Below are 15699 nucleotides of genomic sequence, written 5' to 3' on the forward strand. Positions count from 1 at the left end.
ATCGAACGTCAATGGTTTATTTCTAGCACAAGGGCTGTCATAGGGGCAATTTTTATCGATGTCAGGTCTGTAAGTATTTCATCAGTCATTACATTTCTGGCCGAACTCCCGGTTTTCAATATTTCTGCAAAAGGCCGGGTTTTTAATTCCTTCTCTGCGGCATTAGTATTACTGATTACCATTACTTTTTGGCTATCTGTGTATCTGAAATATACGTAAACGCCGTCAACCGGTAAAAACTGCATCATTTTTCCAAGGGTAAGGGCGGCAGAGTTTTTGCGGTAATTCAATAATCTTTTATTCCATTCAAATGCCTCATTTTCTTTAGGGCTTCTACCAGACGCCAAAAATTTATTTTCGGTATCGTCTTTCCACCCGCCCGGAAAATCCCTGCGCACTTCTGCATCAGTCGGGTTTTTGAAGTTTTTCATGAGTATTTCTGTTCCGTAATACAATTGCGGAATCCCCCTGATGGTATATAACCACGTTAGCCCCATTTTATATTTGTTGAGGTCTTCGCCTATGATTGAAAAGAAACGGTCGCTGTCGTGGTTTTCTACAAAAGGCACCAGACGTTCAGGGTTTTGGTAGACGAGGTCCTGAGCCAGAACCTGATACAAACGATTGACGCCTTCGTTCCAACCAAACCTTTCATTCAAAGCGGTATTGATGGCATTCTGCACCTGAAAGTCGCAACTCGACGGCAGGTTGCATTTAAACGGAATATTAAAATTGTTTTTGGTAAAATACGCCTGACTAACTACGGTACCAACCGCAGATTCACCAAAAAGCAGCATATCCGGGTGTTCGTCAAGAATCGCCTTGTTGCAGCGGTTCATAAAATGCAGATCGTTGTAAATGTAGGTATCAATCCGCCAGCCGTCAATATTAAAATACTCAATGGTCCAGAGCGCATGCTGAATCAGGAAATTAGCTACGTAAGGGTTCCGCTGGTTCAAATCTGGCAGAAAAGGCACAAACCAGCCGTTAGAAGTAACAGATTTATCATACACCGACCCATGAATATCAAAAATAGGCTGGTCTTTGTAAGAAGTATTGGTGTAGGTATCCCATTGATTAAGCCAGTCTTTTGCCGGTATGTCTTTCAGAAACCAATGGTTAATACCGACATGATTATAAACGGCGTCCTGCACTATTTTTAAGCCTTTTTTATGAGCTGCTTCAATCATTTGAAGGTAGGTTTCATTACCGCCCAGGCGTTTATCTACATGATAATGGTCGGTAAAACCATAGCCATGATACGCACTGCGCATACTTCCGCCCTCGTTGGTAACTGGCTGGTTATTCTCTACCACGGGGGTTAGCCACAGGGTAGTAACACCTAGTTCTTTAAAATAATCCAGGTGGTTAATAACACCCTGCAAATCTCCACCGTGCCTTAGCCAGGGGTTCTTACGGTTGGCACTGGTGTCTATCATGTCGGCAAACTTATCGTTGCTTTCATCACCGTTCGAGAACCTGTCAGGCATTAACAGATAAATAGCATCGGCCTGTGTGATGGTCTGTGGCCTGGCAGTACGCTTTTTCAGCTCATAGTTTATGCGGCTGGTATTAGCACCGGAGCCTATTCGGAAGGTCAGGTTACCCGGTTTTGTCTGGGGGGCTATCAGTAAATCAACAAACAGGTAATTGGTGTTTTCTACCTTATGGGTTTTGGTAATCTTTACTCCGGCATAGGGCTGGAGTGTCACCGAATGCCCGGCAATGTTTTTTCCATAAATTAAAAGCTGCACTTGGGGGTTTTTCATGCCCACCCACCAGTTAGTGGGGTTAATGCGTTGTATTTCCGGCTTTTGGGCATAAACCGAATAAAATAACAACCATTGAATGAAAATAAGGATAATAGGTTTAAGTACTGATTTCATAGGTTAATTGTTTCGTTCGTACGGCAAAATAACATAAACAATGGTTTTTTCATAAAAAAATACTCCTTAGATTTGAAAACACATTAAATTGAATATTTGCAAATTAAAATGGACATCTCTGCTAAACCATTAGTGTGGTGTTCGGCACAATCAGTTAACCAATGACCCAATTGAAAGAAGTTCCAGAATCTGCCACAGATAAACTTGTTATTTACCAGATATACACCCGTTTGTTTGGCAACACCAATACAACTAACAAAACCAATGGAAGTCTGTATGAAAACGGATGCGGTAAATTTAATGACATCAACACCAAAGCCCTTGAGGCACTAAAGCAATTCGGCATTTCGCATGTTTGGTTTACAGGTATAATTGAACACGCTACCATGACTGACTATACGGCTTATGGCATAGCCAAAGATAATCCGCTGGTTGTAAAAGGAATAGCCGGGTCGCCGTACGCCATAAAAGATTATTATGATGTTGACCCAGACCTGGCCGAAGATGTTGAAAACCGTATGCAGGAGTTTGAAAACCTGATTGAGAGAACACATAAAAACGGCCTGCAAGTAATTATTGATTTTGTACCCAACCATGTGGCTCGCAATTATCTGTCTGACACCAAACCTGCCGGCGTAGCTGATTTTGGCTTTGATGACGATAAAACCCTGCATTTTGCAGCCGACAATAACTTTTATTATATACCAGACCAACCGCTAATTATTCCGGCTGACGTGCATCCTCCGGTTGAGGTAACAGAGCCATATTATGAATATCCGGCAAAAGCTACCGGTAATGACGTATTTTGGGCGAATCCGGGTATTAATGACTGGTTTGAGACCGTAAAATTGAACTATGGAGTAGATTACCTGAACCACAGAGCAACGCATTTTAGCCCGATACCCTCTACCTGGTTAAAAATGAGAGAGATACTGTTTTTCTGGGCAGCCAAAGGCATAGATGGTTTCAGGTGCGATATGGCAGAAATGGTACCGAAGGAGTTTTGGGGTTGGGTAATACCAGAAGTAAAGCAGCGTTTTCCTGAAGTTATTTTCATTGCTGAAATCTATAATCCGGGGGCTTATGGGTCATATATATTTGAGGGTAAATTTGATTATTTGTACGACAAGGTAGGGCTGTACGACAGCCTGAGAAGATTAATAGAAGGACACGGAAATGCCAATGATATTACCCGAGTATGGCAGCAGGAATCGGGGCATTTTTCTAACCGGATGCTGAGGTTTCTTGAAAACCATGACGAACACCGTATTGCCTCCAGATTTTTTGCCGGCAATGCCAGCAGGGCCTTCCCGGCAATGCTGGTTAGTGCAACATTGCATACCGGGCCGGTTATGTTGTATTTTGGACAGGAATTGGGTGTAAACCCACAGGGGCAGGAGGGATTCAGCGGAGATGATGGCCGAACCACAATTTTTGATTACTGGGGCGTGCCTGAGTTTCAGAACTGGGTTAATAATCATAAATATGATGGGGGCAGGCTTTCAGCCGAACAAAAGAAAATAAGACAGTTTTATGAAGACCTGCTACAATTGGTCAATGATAGCGATGCAGTAAAATACGGGCATTTTTATGATTTGCAGTACGTAAACAGCGGTGGGCTGTCGCGCAACTATAACGGCAATAAAATATTTAGTTACCTAAGATTTACAGATAAACAAAAATTATTGTTTATTTGCAACTTTGACTTGGAAAATTCATATTCAACATCAATCAATATCCCCCAGGGTGCTTTAGAAATGATGCAGATTGATACCAACAGCCACTGCACTTTTACAGGCGTTTTTGGAAACAAACAGGTATTGAAAAATGTGGTGCCGTATAAAATTGATGTTGAAATTGGAAAGAACAGTGTCCTGATTTTTGAGATTACACAGTAAAAACAAGCGTAAAATACCTACCAACCCTAAACTAACAATGGCAACGACTGTCAACAAAGACAAGCCGCAACTATCGTTCTGGCAAATATGGAACATGAGTTTTGGCTTTTTCGGTATCCAGTTCGGATTCGAGCTACAAAACTCAAATGTGAGCCGTATTTTTGAAACCCTCGGTGCCAATAAAGACGAAATACCATTGCTTTGGATTGCCGCACCAGTTACAGGGCTGATTGTTCAGCCTATAATCGGGTATCTTAGCGACAGAACCTGGCACCCTTACTGGGGCCGTCGCCGACCTTTTTTCTTCATTGGCGCCATTCTGGCTGCAATGGCTTTGTTTGTAATGCCCAATTCTCCGGTTTTATGGATTGCCGGCGGGATGCTCTGGATACTGGATGCCTCAATTAATATCTCAATGGAGCCCTTCAGGGCTTTTGTAGGCGACAAACTCAGTGCCAGACAACGCACCACCGGTTTTGCTATGCAGAGCTTTTTCATAGGTGTTGGGTCGGTAATTGCGGCACTTTTACCGTGGATATTTACCAACTGGTTTCATTTCAGCAATACTGCACCGGCCGGAGAAATCCCCGATTCGGTTAAATATAGTTTTTATATCGGTGGCCTGGCTTTTCTTATTGCTGTTTTCTACACCGTTTTTACAACCGATGAGTTTCCGCCCGAAAGTATAGAAGAATTTAAGAAAGAGGCCAAAAGTAAAGGGTTCAGGCATGGTTTTCAGGAAACCTTTATGGGTATTTTTAAAATGCCCAAAACCATGACCCAACTGGCTTTTGTGCAGTTTTTTACATGGTTTGGCCTTTTTGCGATGTGGATATACAGTACAAATGCCATTACCAGCACACAGTATAACATGGCCGTAGACAAAGCCCTGGTAGATAAAATGGAGGTTTTACTTCAACAAAAATTACAGTCGGCACAGTTAAGCAGCAAAGAAACAAAAACGTACAGGTCATTACAGGCTGATATTAACGAAATAAGAGAATACAGAGCCAGCGAAAACCCGGTTGTTATTTCGGTTAACCTTGCCAATTATTTTGAAGCCAATAAAGAAAATCAGTTATCTGCCAGCGAAATTGCTGAATTGCAACGCGTAAGGCAGCAATATAACGATGGCGCCGACTGGCTGAATGTATGCTCAAGTGTTCGTAATGGCATTGCGGCGTTGTTTGCTTTCATTATTCCGCTTATTGCGGCACGAACCAATAGAAAAATAACCCACATGATATGCCTGATTATTGGTGGGCTGGGGCTAATTTCAATTTCTTTTATTACAAATCCAAACCTGATTGTGGTTTCTATGGGTATGGTAGGCATTGCCTGGGCAAGTATTTTGTCTATGCCTTATGCCATCCTTTCAGGGTCATTGCCAGCCAACAAAATGGGTTATTATATGGGTGTTTTCAATTTTTTTATTGTTATACCCCAAATTGTGGCGGCAACTATTCTGGGCTTCTTTACCATGAAGGTATTTCATGCCAATACCATGTATACAATTGTGCTCGGAGGCGCGTCTATGATACTGGCTGGTTTACTGTCGCTCAGGGTAGAAGATAAAGACTAACGACCCTTGGCTTGGGAGCGCGTTATGCACCCAAAAAGTCGAGAAAAACAGGTAGTTTTGAAGTTTTTTTTGAAAAACGGCTCGCATACCCTGAAAACAAATAAACCATTGCAGGCAAGTCTATACAATTATAATGATGGTCTTGCTTACTTACGGCTTTATCTTAAATCGAAATTAATTCCATTTAATAGTTCTAAATTGTTTTATAAACCGGCGCAAATGTTAAAAAACGGATATATATACAGACGAGGTTTTCGCATTTTTAAAGGTCGAGGACTGAAGCAAATGTTTAATAATAAATATTTGCTTGTATTTTTTCATGTTATTCTGTGGCTGGGTTATGCAGCATTGCCACAGATAAATGCATTACAGCGCGATACGTCCAGACCACAGGTTAACCCTTACATCAACTATTATTACTGGGCTTACGTGTCACTGTCTTCTGTGGTTCTTTTTTATTTTCATTCAGAGTATCTTTTTCCGAAGGTATATAAGCAAAAGCCTATTCGGTACTTTATTTTTCTGTTTCTGGTAATAGCTGCTTTGTTAGTGGGCAGATACCTAGCCAGAACCCGGTTTGTAGGGTATGATGTTAATCAAACCTTATTTTTTGTAAACAGTTTTATACAATATCTTTACATATTTGGCATTAGTGCTTCGTACAGTTTCTTTACCGATTACCAGAAACAACAAAGCATCAGGCGAGACAATGAGACTGAACGCCTGAAATCGGAGCTTTCGTTTCTGCGGTCTCAGATATCGCCCCACTTCATGTTCAACCTGTTAAATAGCCTGGTGGCTTTAAACAGAAAGAAATCCAACCTGGTAGAGCCTGTATTACTTAAAATGTCTGACCTGCTGCGTTATATGCTCTATGAAAAAGACGATAAGCAGATATCGCTGGAAAACGAGATAAAATACCTTCAGAACTATATTGACTTGCAAAAACTTAGATTTGGCGATTATATTGATATTGATTTCAATGTCAATACTATTTCTTTAAGCCAGAATATTGAGCCTATGCTGCTGGTACCTTTTGTAGAAAATGCGTTTAAGCACGGCGTAGGCATGATCGAAAAACCATTTATCAGAGTTGAGCTAAAAACCGCTGATAACCAGTTGTTCTTTAAAGTTACCAATAAGTTTAATACTGATATTCAGGAAGTGAAAGATGGCGCTTCTGGCATTGGGCTTACCAATGTAAGACGAAGGCTTGAGCTGCTATACCCAGAACAGCACACCCTAAAGGTTGAAGAAAAAGAGAATTTTTACACAACTGAGCTAAAATTGAATTTAAGACAAACAGCCCGAAATATAGCCTATGAAATTAAAAGCATATAAATTTCAGGCTTAAATTGTTTAGGTTTGTACCCAAATTAAAGAAAACTTACGCTATAGGCTTAAGTTTTTATTATCAATAAAAAAATTTAGAATATGCGTTGTATAGCCATTGATGACGAACCCTTAGCTTTAGACCTGCTGGAAGATAACATAAGACAAGTGCCGTATCTGGAGCTAGTGGGGCGTTGCAGAAATGCTTTTGAAGCCATACAGTTAATTCAGAAAGAAAAGGCAGAGTCGCGCCAGATAGATTTACTCTTCTTAGATATACAAATGCCGGGTATTACTGGTGTGCAGTTTTTGAAAAGCCTGGTAACCAACCCTATGGTTATTTTCATAACGGCTTATGAACAATTTGCACTGGAAGGCTTTGAGCTGAACGTAATAGATTATCTGCTGAAACCTGTTTCTTTTGAAAGATTCCTGAAAGCCTGCAACCGTGCACATGAGTTGTATCAACTAAAAACGGTTAGCCAGCAGGCCCCGTCGCCAGTTACTATTGAAGAGCATTTTTTTGTAAACGCTGAGTATTCGCTGGTTAAAATCCGCTACAACGATATACTTTATATAGAAGGACTAAAAGACTACATCAAGATATTTCTGGCTACACAGAGCCGTCCTGTCATTACCCGTATGACCATGAAAGGCATAGAAGAAAAGCTTTCTACACTGCCGTTTATGCGGGTTCATAAATCTTTCATCGTATCGCTCAACAAGATTGAATCCATCCGTAATTTAAAAATCAGTATTGGTACGCACCAGATACCTGTCAGTGAGCAGTTCTCCGAAGAATTAATGCGTCGGATTGGAGGTAAATAAATGTCGCAAAAATCAGGTAGTTTGTCGATAGTATTTTAGAACACCTCTAGTTATGATTAATATTGTGCATCCTTTTCAGTCAGAGATTCGTCTCTGTAATTGAAAACATGATATTGGATTGCCCTTTATGCTGTGGGATTATGAGGATAAATGCCAGTTAAAAGTTAAATACTTTTTTAGCATTAATCAAAAGTGCAGGTACAGCTTTAAGTATAATAAGCTGTAAGCCATGAAAGCATAAAGATTTTAAATGATGGAGTAAATATCTACTCATAAATAATAGGTTAGTACGTAAAACTCGCGAGCTTTGCTTGCGAGTTTTTTTTGTATCAAATTTGCATCATAATCAGCAACGAATCAGATGAATCACAGAGAAATATTTTTGCAGAATATAGCGCAGACGTCCGCCTTCCCGCTGGCACTCGAAATAGAGAGCGCAGAAGGCATATATCTGTATGGCAAAAATGGCGAACAATATATAGACCTGATATCGGGCATTGGGGTAAGTAATGTTGGCCACAGGCACCCCAATGTGGTGAAGGCCATTAAAGACCAAGTAGATAAATATATGCACCTGATGGTTTACGGCGAATACGTGCAACAACCACAGACATTATTGGCACAGGCATTAGTAAAAACACTGGAGGCTTTTAAAACGCCTGGCGGCAATGCGTTGGATAACGTTTACTTTACCAATTCAGGAACCGAGGCGGTAGAGGGCGCCATGAAACTGGCAAAGCGATTTACAGGCAGGCCAGAAATTATTTCATGCCATAAATCTTATCATGGTTCTACGCAAGGGGCTTTGTCGTTGGGTGATGAGCATTTCAAAACCAATTTCAGGCCTTTGCTGCCGTCCATCAGCAAGATTGAAAGAAACCTGTTTGCAGACCTTGAAAAAATAACCAACCAGACAGCCGCTGTGTTTTTTGAACCGGTAGGGGGGGAGTCTGGCGTTTGCCCGGCAGAAGAAGGCTATATAAGGCAATTAAGAGACCGATGCACCGAAACCGGTACGTTGCTGATATTTGATGAGGTACAGTCTGGCTTCGGAAGAACCGGGTCTTTCTGGGCGTTTCAGCAATACGGGGTGGTGCCTGATGTTTTGCTATGTGCCAAAGGTATGGGCGGTGGTATGCCCATCGGTGCGTTTATTGCTCCGCACCAGATAATGGGCGTTTTTAAAGATAATCCTATATTGGGGCATATTACCACATTTGGGGGGCATCCGGTAGGCTGTGCGGCATCATTGGCCACATTGAATACGATTTTTGGCGAGAACCTGCTGGCTGACGTAGAAAAGAAAGCCGGGCTTTTCAGGCAGTACCTGGTTCACCCTAAAATAAAAGAAATAAGAAACAAAGGCCTGATGATGGCTGTTGAATTTGAAAGCTTTGATGTGCTGAAACCAATTATAGACAGAGCCATCAGCAAGGGAGTAATAACCGACTGGTTTTTGTATTGCGATAACTCCATGCGCATAGCGCCACCTTTAATTATTAACGAAAACGAAATTAAGCATGCCTGCGAAGTAATACTGGCAAGTATTGACTAGGCTTTATTATAGAAAAGTTCGTTCAGATAGTCGAGGTAGGGTTTTAGTATAAAACAGCCATTGACTACCTCTTTTGCAAAGTTGGGGCTGAAAACTTCGGTGTCAGGATATTGATGATTATAAAACAGCGTTTTGCACTTCAGTAACTCAATATCGGGGTGATTGGCTGTATAGCCTTTGGGTACAAGTTTTACTTTTTGGGCGGACACCTGGTTGTAATAGCTTTTGAAAGTTTCATCAAATATTATGCCTTTCAGGTGTTCGGGGTTATAGTCAATCTCTTGTCTGAAACTGGCCAGATGTGCCGCCGTTGGTTCCCACATGCCTCCACCCAATAAAGACCGGTTGCCGCTTTCAACCTGCAGATAGAAATCAATCCGGCCCGAATTTCTGCCACCGGGGCCAAAGGCCGCAGAAAAGTGGTTTTTATACGGCGACTTATCTTTTGAGAAACGGATGTCCCGGTTGATTCTGAATATACAATCTTTTACTTTGGTGTTTAATAAATCTTCCTGAAACGCACATAAACCATTGAGTACCTCCTGGCAGAATTGTTCAAACTCTTGTTTGGCTATTTCATAATCTTTCCTGTTTGCCTGAAACCACTCGCGGTTATTGTTTTCTTCCAGATTTTTTAAAAATTGAAGTGTATGTTGATTAGGCATTGGTAAATTGTCTATTTTTGCCCCAAATTAGGTGTAATTATTGAAACTATTATAATAAAATCATGACAAGAATTCTGACAGGTATTCAAGCAAGTGGCCGTCCGCATCTGGGTAATATTCTTGGGGCTATTTTACCTGCAATTGAGCAATCTAAAAAACCCGGCACTGAATCTTTTCTTTTCATTGCCGACCTTCACTCTATGACAACCGTGAAAAGCCCGCAAACGCTTGCCGAAAATACACGTGCTGTGGCTTCGGCATGGCTTGCCTGTGGTTTTGATGCCGATAAAAACTTTTTCTACCGTCAGTCGCGTTTGGCCGGTTATCATACTGAACTTATGTGGTACTTGTGTTGCCAGACACCGTATCCGATGCTGGCTAATGCGCATTCTTTCAAAGATAAATCAGACAGGCTGTCTGATGTAAACGCCGGGCTTTTTACTTACCCTGTGCTTCAAGCGGCCGATATCGTGCTGTATCATGCCAATTTTGTGCCTGTTGGTAAAGACCAGAAACAGCACCTTGAGATGTCAAAAGATATTGCTGCGGCATTTAATCGCACTTTCGGTGAGATTTTAACACTACCAGAGCCATTGATTGATGAAACTGTAATGGTGATACCCGGTACCGACGGTTCAAAAATGAGTAAGTCTTATAACAATTACATTGATATTTTTTTGCCGGAGAAGCAATTGCTGAAATCTATCAAATCAATACTATCAGATAGTACTCCGCTGGAAGAACCTAAGAATCCTGAGACAGATATTACTTTCAAACTGTATTCTTTAATAGCCAGCGAAACTGAAGTAGAAACCATGCGCCAGAATTACCTGAACGGCGGTTATGGCTATGGCCATGCCAAGCAGGCATTGTATGAACTGATTATGAAAAGATTTGAGAAAGAAAGAGAATTGTTTAATTTTTATATGGATGACAAAGAAGCCCTGGAAAAGAAACTGAAAGCCGGAGAAGAAAAAGCGGGTGAAATTGCCAGAAAAACCATACAAGACGTACGCAATGTTTTAGGCTTTAATTGATATGATTGAAACAATCAGGAATGCTGAATACGGCTGGTTTTTATGGCTGAATGGATTTCATAGCCCATTCTGGGACTCCATTATGTTTGCCGTAACGCACCGGCTGACCTGGATACCGCTTTATGTTTTTATTATCTTTTACCTGTTTACCAGACTAAGGCCTAATGCCTTTTATAAGCTGGTTTTTATACTGGCAGCAGTGGGTTTGTCGGACCGGATAACTTCAGGGCTTATGAAGCCGTATTTTGCGCGTTTCAGGCCCTGCCATGACCCCACCATCGGGCATCTGGTGCATGTAGTTGGTGGTTGTGGAGGGCAATATGGTTTTGCGTCCAGCCACGCTGCCAATAGTTTTGCGTTGATGCTGGCGTTTATCCTGATTTGCCCGAAGAACATCAAATGGAAATATTTTCTTATTCCGTGGGCAATTTTAGTATCTTATAGTCGTATATATGTTGGAGTACATTATCCTACTGATTTGCTAGCCGGGGCATTGGTGGGTATGTTAACCACCCTCATTATTTATCTGATTATTAACCAATTCAATCAATCATTACTTTCTGAAACTAAGTAACATTTTAAGAAAACATGAAAAAACTATCTTTAATTTTTACTTTACTTTTCATTTCAAAACTGGCTTTTGCGCAAGACATTACACAGGGTACCTGGTATAATGACGAAAAGAGCGGCAAGATTCAGTTTTTTAAACAGGGAGATAAAATTTTTGGTAAGATTGTCTGGCTGCAGGATCCAACAGAAAACGGTAAGCCCCGTACCGACAAGCAGAATCCGGATGAAAAATTAAGAAGCAGGCCAATCATCGGCCTTGTTAACCTGAAGAACTTTAAACAAACCGGCAAAGGAACCTGGGAAGACGGAGAAGTTTATGACCCTAAAAACGGCAAGACGTATTCGTGTAAACTTACCCTGGCAAGCCCAACCAGGCTTGATGTGAGGGGTTTTATAGGTATTTCTATCATTGGCCGTACGTCGCATTTCACAAAGGCCGATTAATTTTTAATAAAGATAAACACAACAAAGGCTGCTCTTTTGGGGCAGCCTTTGTTGTGTAAATAATGCCTGAAATTTATTTTACCAGTTTCATGGCAACGGGGTCCCATTTAATAATTTTCTTGCTCAGATAACTTTCGTTGCAAGCCAGGGCAGGAGCGGCAGCTCTGAAGCCAAATTCGGCATCTTCAACCACAGGTTTTCCTGTTCTGATGGCATCAAAGAAATTGGTGAAGTGATCTACGTGTTCATTATAGCCAGCCGGTGGTCTGAAAACGATTTCAGGTTTTGTTCTTTTCTTTCTTTGTTCCGCAGTCCATTTGGCATCATACTCTTTCTGCATTTCTTCGCGCATGCTTTTTGAGAATGTAAAAAGTGAATCATAACCGCCAAAGCCCGGGGCCTCTGGCATAATGCTGCGTTTTACAGTAATGTTATTGCCCTGTACATCAATTATTCCTTCTGAGCCAATCAGGCGCGTTACTTCCTGTCCGCCTGTTCCACTTATAAAGTTTACCTGAAGTGTTAACTGGAAAGCGGCATGCTCGGCTGTATCAGGATACTGCATAACACCAGACATCACATCGGGTAAATCGCGGCCGTCTTTCCAATAACTGAATTGACCCGTACTTACTATGGTTTCAGGTCCTTTAGAATTGGTCATAAAGTGTGTGCCACTCAACAGGTGAATAAACAGGTCTCCTGCCACACCGGTACCTACTTCTTTAAAGGCCCTCCACCAGAAAAACTTTTTGGCATCGAAAGGTATTTTCTTTCCGGTAACTGATATAAACTTATCCCAATCGGTAGTTTCAGCACTGGCATCTTTCGGAATTGTATATTCCCAGGCACCGATAGAGCTTTGCCTGTCATATACGGCATTAACCATATTCAGTTTACCTATCTCGCCGGCAGCCAATAGTTCTTTTGCTTTTGCCAGGCCAATACTACTTACACGCTGGCTACCTATCTGCACTACTTTACCCGATTTTTTGGCGGCAGCCATTACCGGATACCCCTCACTGATTTTATAAACCATGGGTTTTTCGCAGTAAACGTGCTTGCCTTTTGCCAATGCGTCTTGCGTAATGCGGGCATGCCAAATATCAGTAGTACAGATTAAAACGGCGTCAATGTCTTTTTTATCCAGAATCTCTCTGTAATCTCTGGTAGTAAAAAGGTCGTTGCCATATAGTTCTTTGGCATTTTCGAGTCTGCCCGGATACAGGTCGCAAATACCTGCTAATTCTACACCCGGAACTTTAAGGGCCGAATTCAAGTCATAATGCCCCTGAACACCAAAGCCAATAACGCCGATTCTTACTTTGTCGTTGGCAGTAAACTTTTTGTCATAGGTTAAAATGCGTTCTTCAGCTTTTTCCTGATTCGCTAAAGATGCAAACGGTGTGGCGCCAGCCACTAAGCTGGTTGCACCAATTTGCTGTAAAAACTTTCTTCGTGAGGTTGAATTTTCGTGTTTCATTGAATTGATTTATAGGTTTACCTGATTGAATAAATAACCTTTTAATAACAATAGTATCTATTGCAAACTTACATTATTAATGAATATTATTAGCAGATGCGTAAAAAAAATGTAGCATCAGGCAGGGTTCTTCTGCGTGGGCAATAAAAAAACTCCCTTGTTGCCAAGAGAGTTTTTAGTGGTTATACTATGCGTAACTACTTATTTTACTTCTTCGTAGTTTACGTCTGTTACATCTTCATTGTTACTGCCACCGGTTGCGCCGCCTGCGCTGGCTGTCGGCTCGCCGGTTGGTGCAGCGCCAGCCGCATAAATCTCTTGCGATGCAGCCTGCCATGCCGTGTTTATTTTCTCCATAGCGGCATCAATTGCGGCAAGGTCTCTGGTACCATGAGCAGCTTTTAGCTCTGCCAACGCACCTTCGATAGCCGATTTATTACCTGCCGATAACTTGTCGCCGTATTCTTTCAATTGTTTTTCGGTGCTGAAAATCATCGCATCGGCCGCATTTACTTTTTCAATTTTCTCTTTTTCAATCTTGTCGGCTTCTTCGTTAGCTTTGGCTTCATCTCGCATTTTCTGGATTTCGGCGTCTGACAAGCCAGACGATGCCTCGATACGGATTTTTTGCTCTTTACCAGTACCTTTATCTTTGGCCGTTACGTTCAGGATACCGTTGGCGTCTACGTCAAAAGTTACTTCAATCTGAGGTACTCCGCGTGGTGCCGGTGGTATTCCGTCTAGGTGGAAACGACCTAACGTACGGTTTTGCGATGCCATTGGGCGTTCGCCTTGTAAGATATGCAACTCAACAGACGGCTGGTTATCGGCTGCGGTTGAGAACACTTCGTTTTTCTTGGTCGGAATCGTTGTATTGGCTTCAATCATTTTGGTGAACACGCCGCCCATGGTTTCGATACCTAATGAAAGCGGGATAACGTCCAGCAAAAGAATGTCTTTTACTTCGCCTGTTAATACACCACCCTGAATGGCAGCGCCAATGGCTACGGCTTCGTCAGGGTTTACGCTCTTCGATGGTTTTTTACCAAAGAACTTCTCAACTTCTTCCTGAACGCGAGGGATACGGGTTGAACCACCAACCAGAATCACTTCGTCGATATCATTTACATTTAAGCCTGAGTTTTTAATGGCTCTGCGGCAAGGCTCCATAGCTCTTTGGATAAGGCTATCAGCCAGTTGTTCAAATTTGGCACGGCTTAAAGATCTTACCAGGTGTTTTGGAATACCATTTACCGGGAAGATATAAGGCAGGTTGATTTCTGTCTGAGTTGAGCTTGACAACTCTATTTTAGCTCTTTCGGCTGCTTCTTTCAAACGTTGAAGCGCCATGGCATCCTGACGTAAATCAATGCCTTCATCTTTTTTAAATTCATCGGCAAGCCATTCGATAATCACCTGGTCAAAGTCATCGCCACCTAAATGCGTATCGCCGTCGGTTGCTTTAACTTCAAATACGCCATCACCTAATTCAAGAACCGAGATATCGAATGTACCACCACCTAAGTCAAACACGGCAACGGTCATGTCTTTGCCTTGTTTGTCAAGGCCATAGGCCAATGCTGCGGCTGTAGGCTCGTTTATGATACGTTTTACATCAAGACCTGCAATGATACCCGCCTCTTTAGTGGCCTGACGCTCAGCATCGTTAAAGTAAGCAGGAACCGTAATAACGGCTTCGCTCACGGTTGTTCCCAGATAATCTTCGGCGGTTTGTTTCATTTTCTGAAGAATGAAAGCCGAGATTTCCTGAGGAGTATATTGGCGGTCACCTATGCGGACACGCGGCGTGTTGTTTGCACCCTGCTCTACATCATAGGCAATTGTTTTCATTTCTGCACTAACCTCATTGAAACGTTTACCCATGAAACGTTTAACAGATTGAATTGTATTTTTAGGATTGGTGATAGCCTGACGCTTAGCAGGAGCACCTACTTTTTTCTCACCATTTTCTAAAAACGCAACGATTGAAGGAGTTGTGCGGGCACCTTCACTGTTGGCAATAACCACTGGTTCATTACCTTCCATTACAGCCACACATGAGTTTGTTGTTCCTAAGTCAATTCCAATAATTTTTCCCATATTGATATTTCAGTAAATTAATTCAGAATAGTTTAACTCTATTTCATCAATGGACGTGCCAAGCACTTATTTGGCAGAAAAAACTGACAGATTGGCAGTATGTCAGTAGAGTAGGCGGCCATCAATAAGATTTTTTGGCCAATGCTTCTCCAATCTTTCATCAGTAAATCTGCCATTGACGCATCTCTTATGTACATTTAAGTCAGCAGCTGTTGAAATAAAGCAAAAAAAAACAATGCTTACCTGATAAGTATGAATCAGCCCTGGTGCCGGGGGGATTCGGCCACATAAGTAAATTTTAATTTTTTATTTATTTTGTTAG

The 15699-nt window shown here is 41.8% G+C and carries 12 protein-coding genes; 8 read left to right on the forward strand and 4 right to left on the reverse strand.

Going from position 1 to position 15699, the window contains the following annotated elements; genetic code table 11:
• Positions 1 to 8: 8 nt before the first annotated feature.
• Positions 9 to 1886: a glycoside hydrolase family 13 protein gene (locus tag MB380_RS10655; RefSeq protein ID WP_253535374.1), complete on the reverse strand. Its 1878-nt coding sequence runs from the start codon at positions 1884 to 1886 to the stop codon at positions 9 to 11.
• Positions 1887 to 2056: 170 nt separating this feature from the next.
• Here MB380_RS10655 and MB380_RS10660 point away from each other — a divergent pair, with 170 nt between their 5' ends.
• The 5 genes from MB380_RS10660 to MB380_RS10680 all read left to right on the forward strand — a co-directional run bounded on the left by MB380_RS10660 (position 2057) and on the right by MB380_RS10680 (position 9081).
• Positions 2057 to 3784 carry an alpha-amylase family glycosyl hydrolase gene (locus MB380_RS10660; protein WP_253535375.1) on the forward strand — a complete coding sequence of 576 codons (1728 nt, stop codon included), beginning with the start codon at positions 2057 to 2059 and terminating at the stop codon, positions 3782 to 3784.
• 37 nt (positions 3785 to 3821) lie between these two features.
• Entirely contained in the window at positions 3822 to 5366 is a 1545-nt protein-coding gene (locus MB380_RS10665) for an MFS transporter (protein WP_253535376.1), read from the forward strand.
• A 285-nt stretch (positions 5367 to 5651) separates the two neighbouring features.
• Positions 5652 to 6707 carry a sensor histidine kinase gene (locus MB380_RS10670; protein WP_253535377.1) on the forward strand — a complete coding sequence of 352 codons (1056 nt, stop codon included), beginning with the start codon at positions 5652 to 5654 and terminating at the stop codon, positions 6705 to 6707.
• A 93-nt stretch (positions 6708 to 6800) separates the two neighbouring features.
• Positions 6801 to 7526, forward strand: coding sequence for a LytTR family DNA-binding domain-containing protein (locus MB380_RS10675; protein ID WP_253535378.1), 726 nt, complete (start codon positions 6801 to 6803; stop codon positions 7524 to 7526).
• A gap of 361 nt (positions 7527 to 7887) precedes the next feature.
• Complete coding sequence (locus MB380_RS10680) at positions 7888 to 9081, forward strand: aspartate aminotransferase family protein (protein ID WP_253535379.1); 1194 nt, start codon at positions 7888 to 7890, stop codon at positions 9079 to 9081.
• Here the strand turns inward: MB380_RS10680 and MB380_RS10685 are convergent.
• Positions 9078 to 9746: a DUF2461 domain-containing protein gene (locus MB380_RS10685; RefSeq protein ID WP_253535381.1), complete on the reverse strand. Its 669-nt coding sequence runs from the start codon at positions 9744 to 9746 to the stop codon at positions 9078 to 9080. The two genes, MB380_RS10680 and MB380_RS10685, sit on opposite strands and share 4 nt — an antisense overlap.
• Positions 9747 to 9808: 62 nt before the next feature.
• On the opposite strand from MB380_RS10685, the gene trpS reads away from it, so the two are divergent.
• From trpS to MB380_RS10700, 3 genes are read left to right on the forward strand one after another with little or no spacing between them, the layout of a single operon-like run.
• The gene (gene trpS, locus MB380_RS10690; RefSeq protein WP_253535383.1) at positions 9809 to 10783 is read left to right on the forward strand and encodes a tryptophan--tRNA ligase; all 975 of its coding nucleotides are present in this window, start codon (positions 9809 to 9811) and stop codon (positions 10781 to 10783) included.
• A 1-nt stretch (position 10784) separates the two neighbouring features.
• On the forward strand, positions 10785 to 11357 hold the full coding sequence (locus MB380_RS10695) for a phosphatase PAP2 family protein (protein ID WP_253535384.1): 573 nt from the start codon (positions 10785 to 10787) through the stop codon (positions 11355 to 11357).
• A gap of 14 nt (positions 11358 to 11371) precedes the next feature.
• Positions 11372 to 11797: a DUF2147 domain-containing protein gene (locus MB380_RS10700; RefSeq protein WP_253535385.1), complete on the forward strand. Its 426-nt coding sequence runs from the start codon at positions 11372 to 11374 to the stop codon at positions 11795 to 11797.
• A gap of 73 nt (positions 11798 to 11870) precedes the next feature.
• On the opposite strand, the gene MB380_RS10705 is transcribed toward MB380_RS10700, so the two are convergent.
• Positions 11871 to 13277 carry a Gfo/Idh/MocA family protein gene (locus tag MB380_RS10705; protein ID WP_253535386.1) on the reverse strand — a complete coding sequence of 469 codons (1407 nt, stop codon included), beginning with the start codon at positions 13275 to 13277 and terminating at the stop codon, positions 11871 to 11873.
• 201 nt (positions 13278 to 13478) lie between these two features.
• The gene (gene dnaK, locus MB380_RS10710; protein ID WP_253535387.1) at positions 13479 to 15377 is read right to left on the reverse strand and encodes a molecular chaperone DnaK; all 1899 of its coding nucleotides are present in this window, start codon (positions 15375 to 15377) and stop codon (positions 13479 to 13481) included.
• Positions 15378 to 15699: the final 322 nt, after the last annotated feature.

It is taken from the genome of Emticicia sp. 21SJ11W-3, assembly GCF_024138715.1.
GTDB lineage: Bacteria > Bacteroidota > Bacteroidia > Cytophagales > Spirosomataceae > Emticicia > Emticicia fluvialis.

Excerpts from the sequence above, each read along its gene's own strand:
- MB380_RS10655 (WP_253535374.1), bottom strand. The coding sequence starts at position 1,886 with ATGAAATCAGTACTTAAACCTATTATCCTTATTTTCATTCAATGGTTG.
- MB380_RS10665 (WP_253535376.1), top strand. The coding sequence starts at position 3,822 with ATGGCAACGACTGTCAACAAAGACAAGCCGCAACTATCGTTCTGGCAA.
- MB380_RS10670 (WP_253535377.1), top strand. The coding sequence starts at position 5,652 with ATGTTTAATAATAAATATTTGCTTGTATTTTTTCATGTTATTCTGTGG.
- MB380_RS10675 (WP_253535378.1), top strand. The coding sequence starts at position 6,801 with ATGCGTTGTATAGCCATTGATGACGAACCCTTAGCTTTAGACCTGCTG.
- MB380_RS10680 (WP_253535379.1), top strand. The coding sequence starts at position 7,888 with ATGAATCACAGAGAAATATTTTTGCAGAATATAGCGCAGACGTCCGCC.
- MB380_RS10685 (WP_253535381.1), bottom strand. The coding sequence starts at position 9,746 with ATGCCTAATCAACATACACTTCAATTTTTAAAAAATCTGGAAGAAAAC.
- trpS (WP_253535383.1), top strand. The coding sequence starts at position 9,809 with ATGACAAGAATTCTGACAGGTATTCAAGCAAGTGGCCGTCCGCATCTG.
- MB380_RS10695 (WP_253535384.1), top strand. The coding sequence starts at position 10,785 with ATGATTGAAACAATCAGGAATGCTGAATACGGCTGGTTTTTATGGCTG.
- MB380_RS10700 (WP_253535385.1), top strand. The coding sequence starts at position 11,372 with ATGAAAAAACTATCTTTAATTTTTACTTTACTTTTCATTTCAAAACTG.
- MB380_RS10705 (WP_253535386.1), bottom strand. The coding sequence starts at position 13,277 with ATGAAACACGAAAATTCAACCTCACGAAGAAAGTTTTTACAGCAAATT.
- dnaK (WP_253535387.1), bottom strand. The coding sequence starts at position 15,377 with ATGGGAAAAATTATTGGAATTGACTTAGGAACAACAAACTCATGTGTG.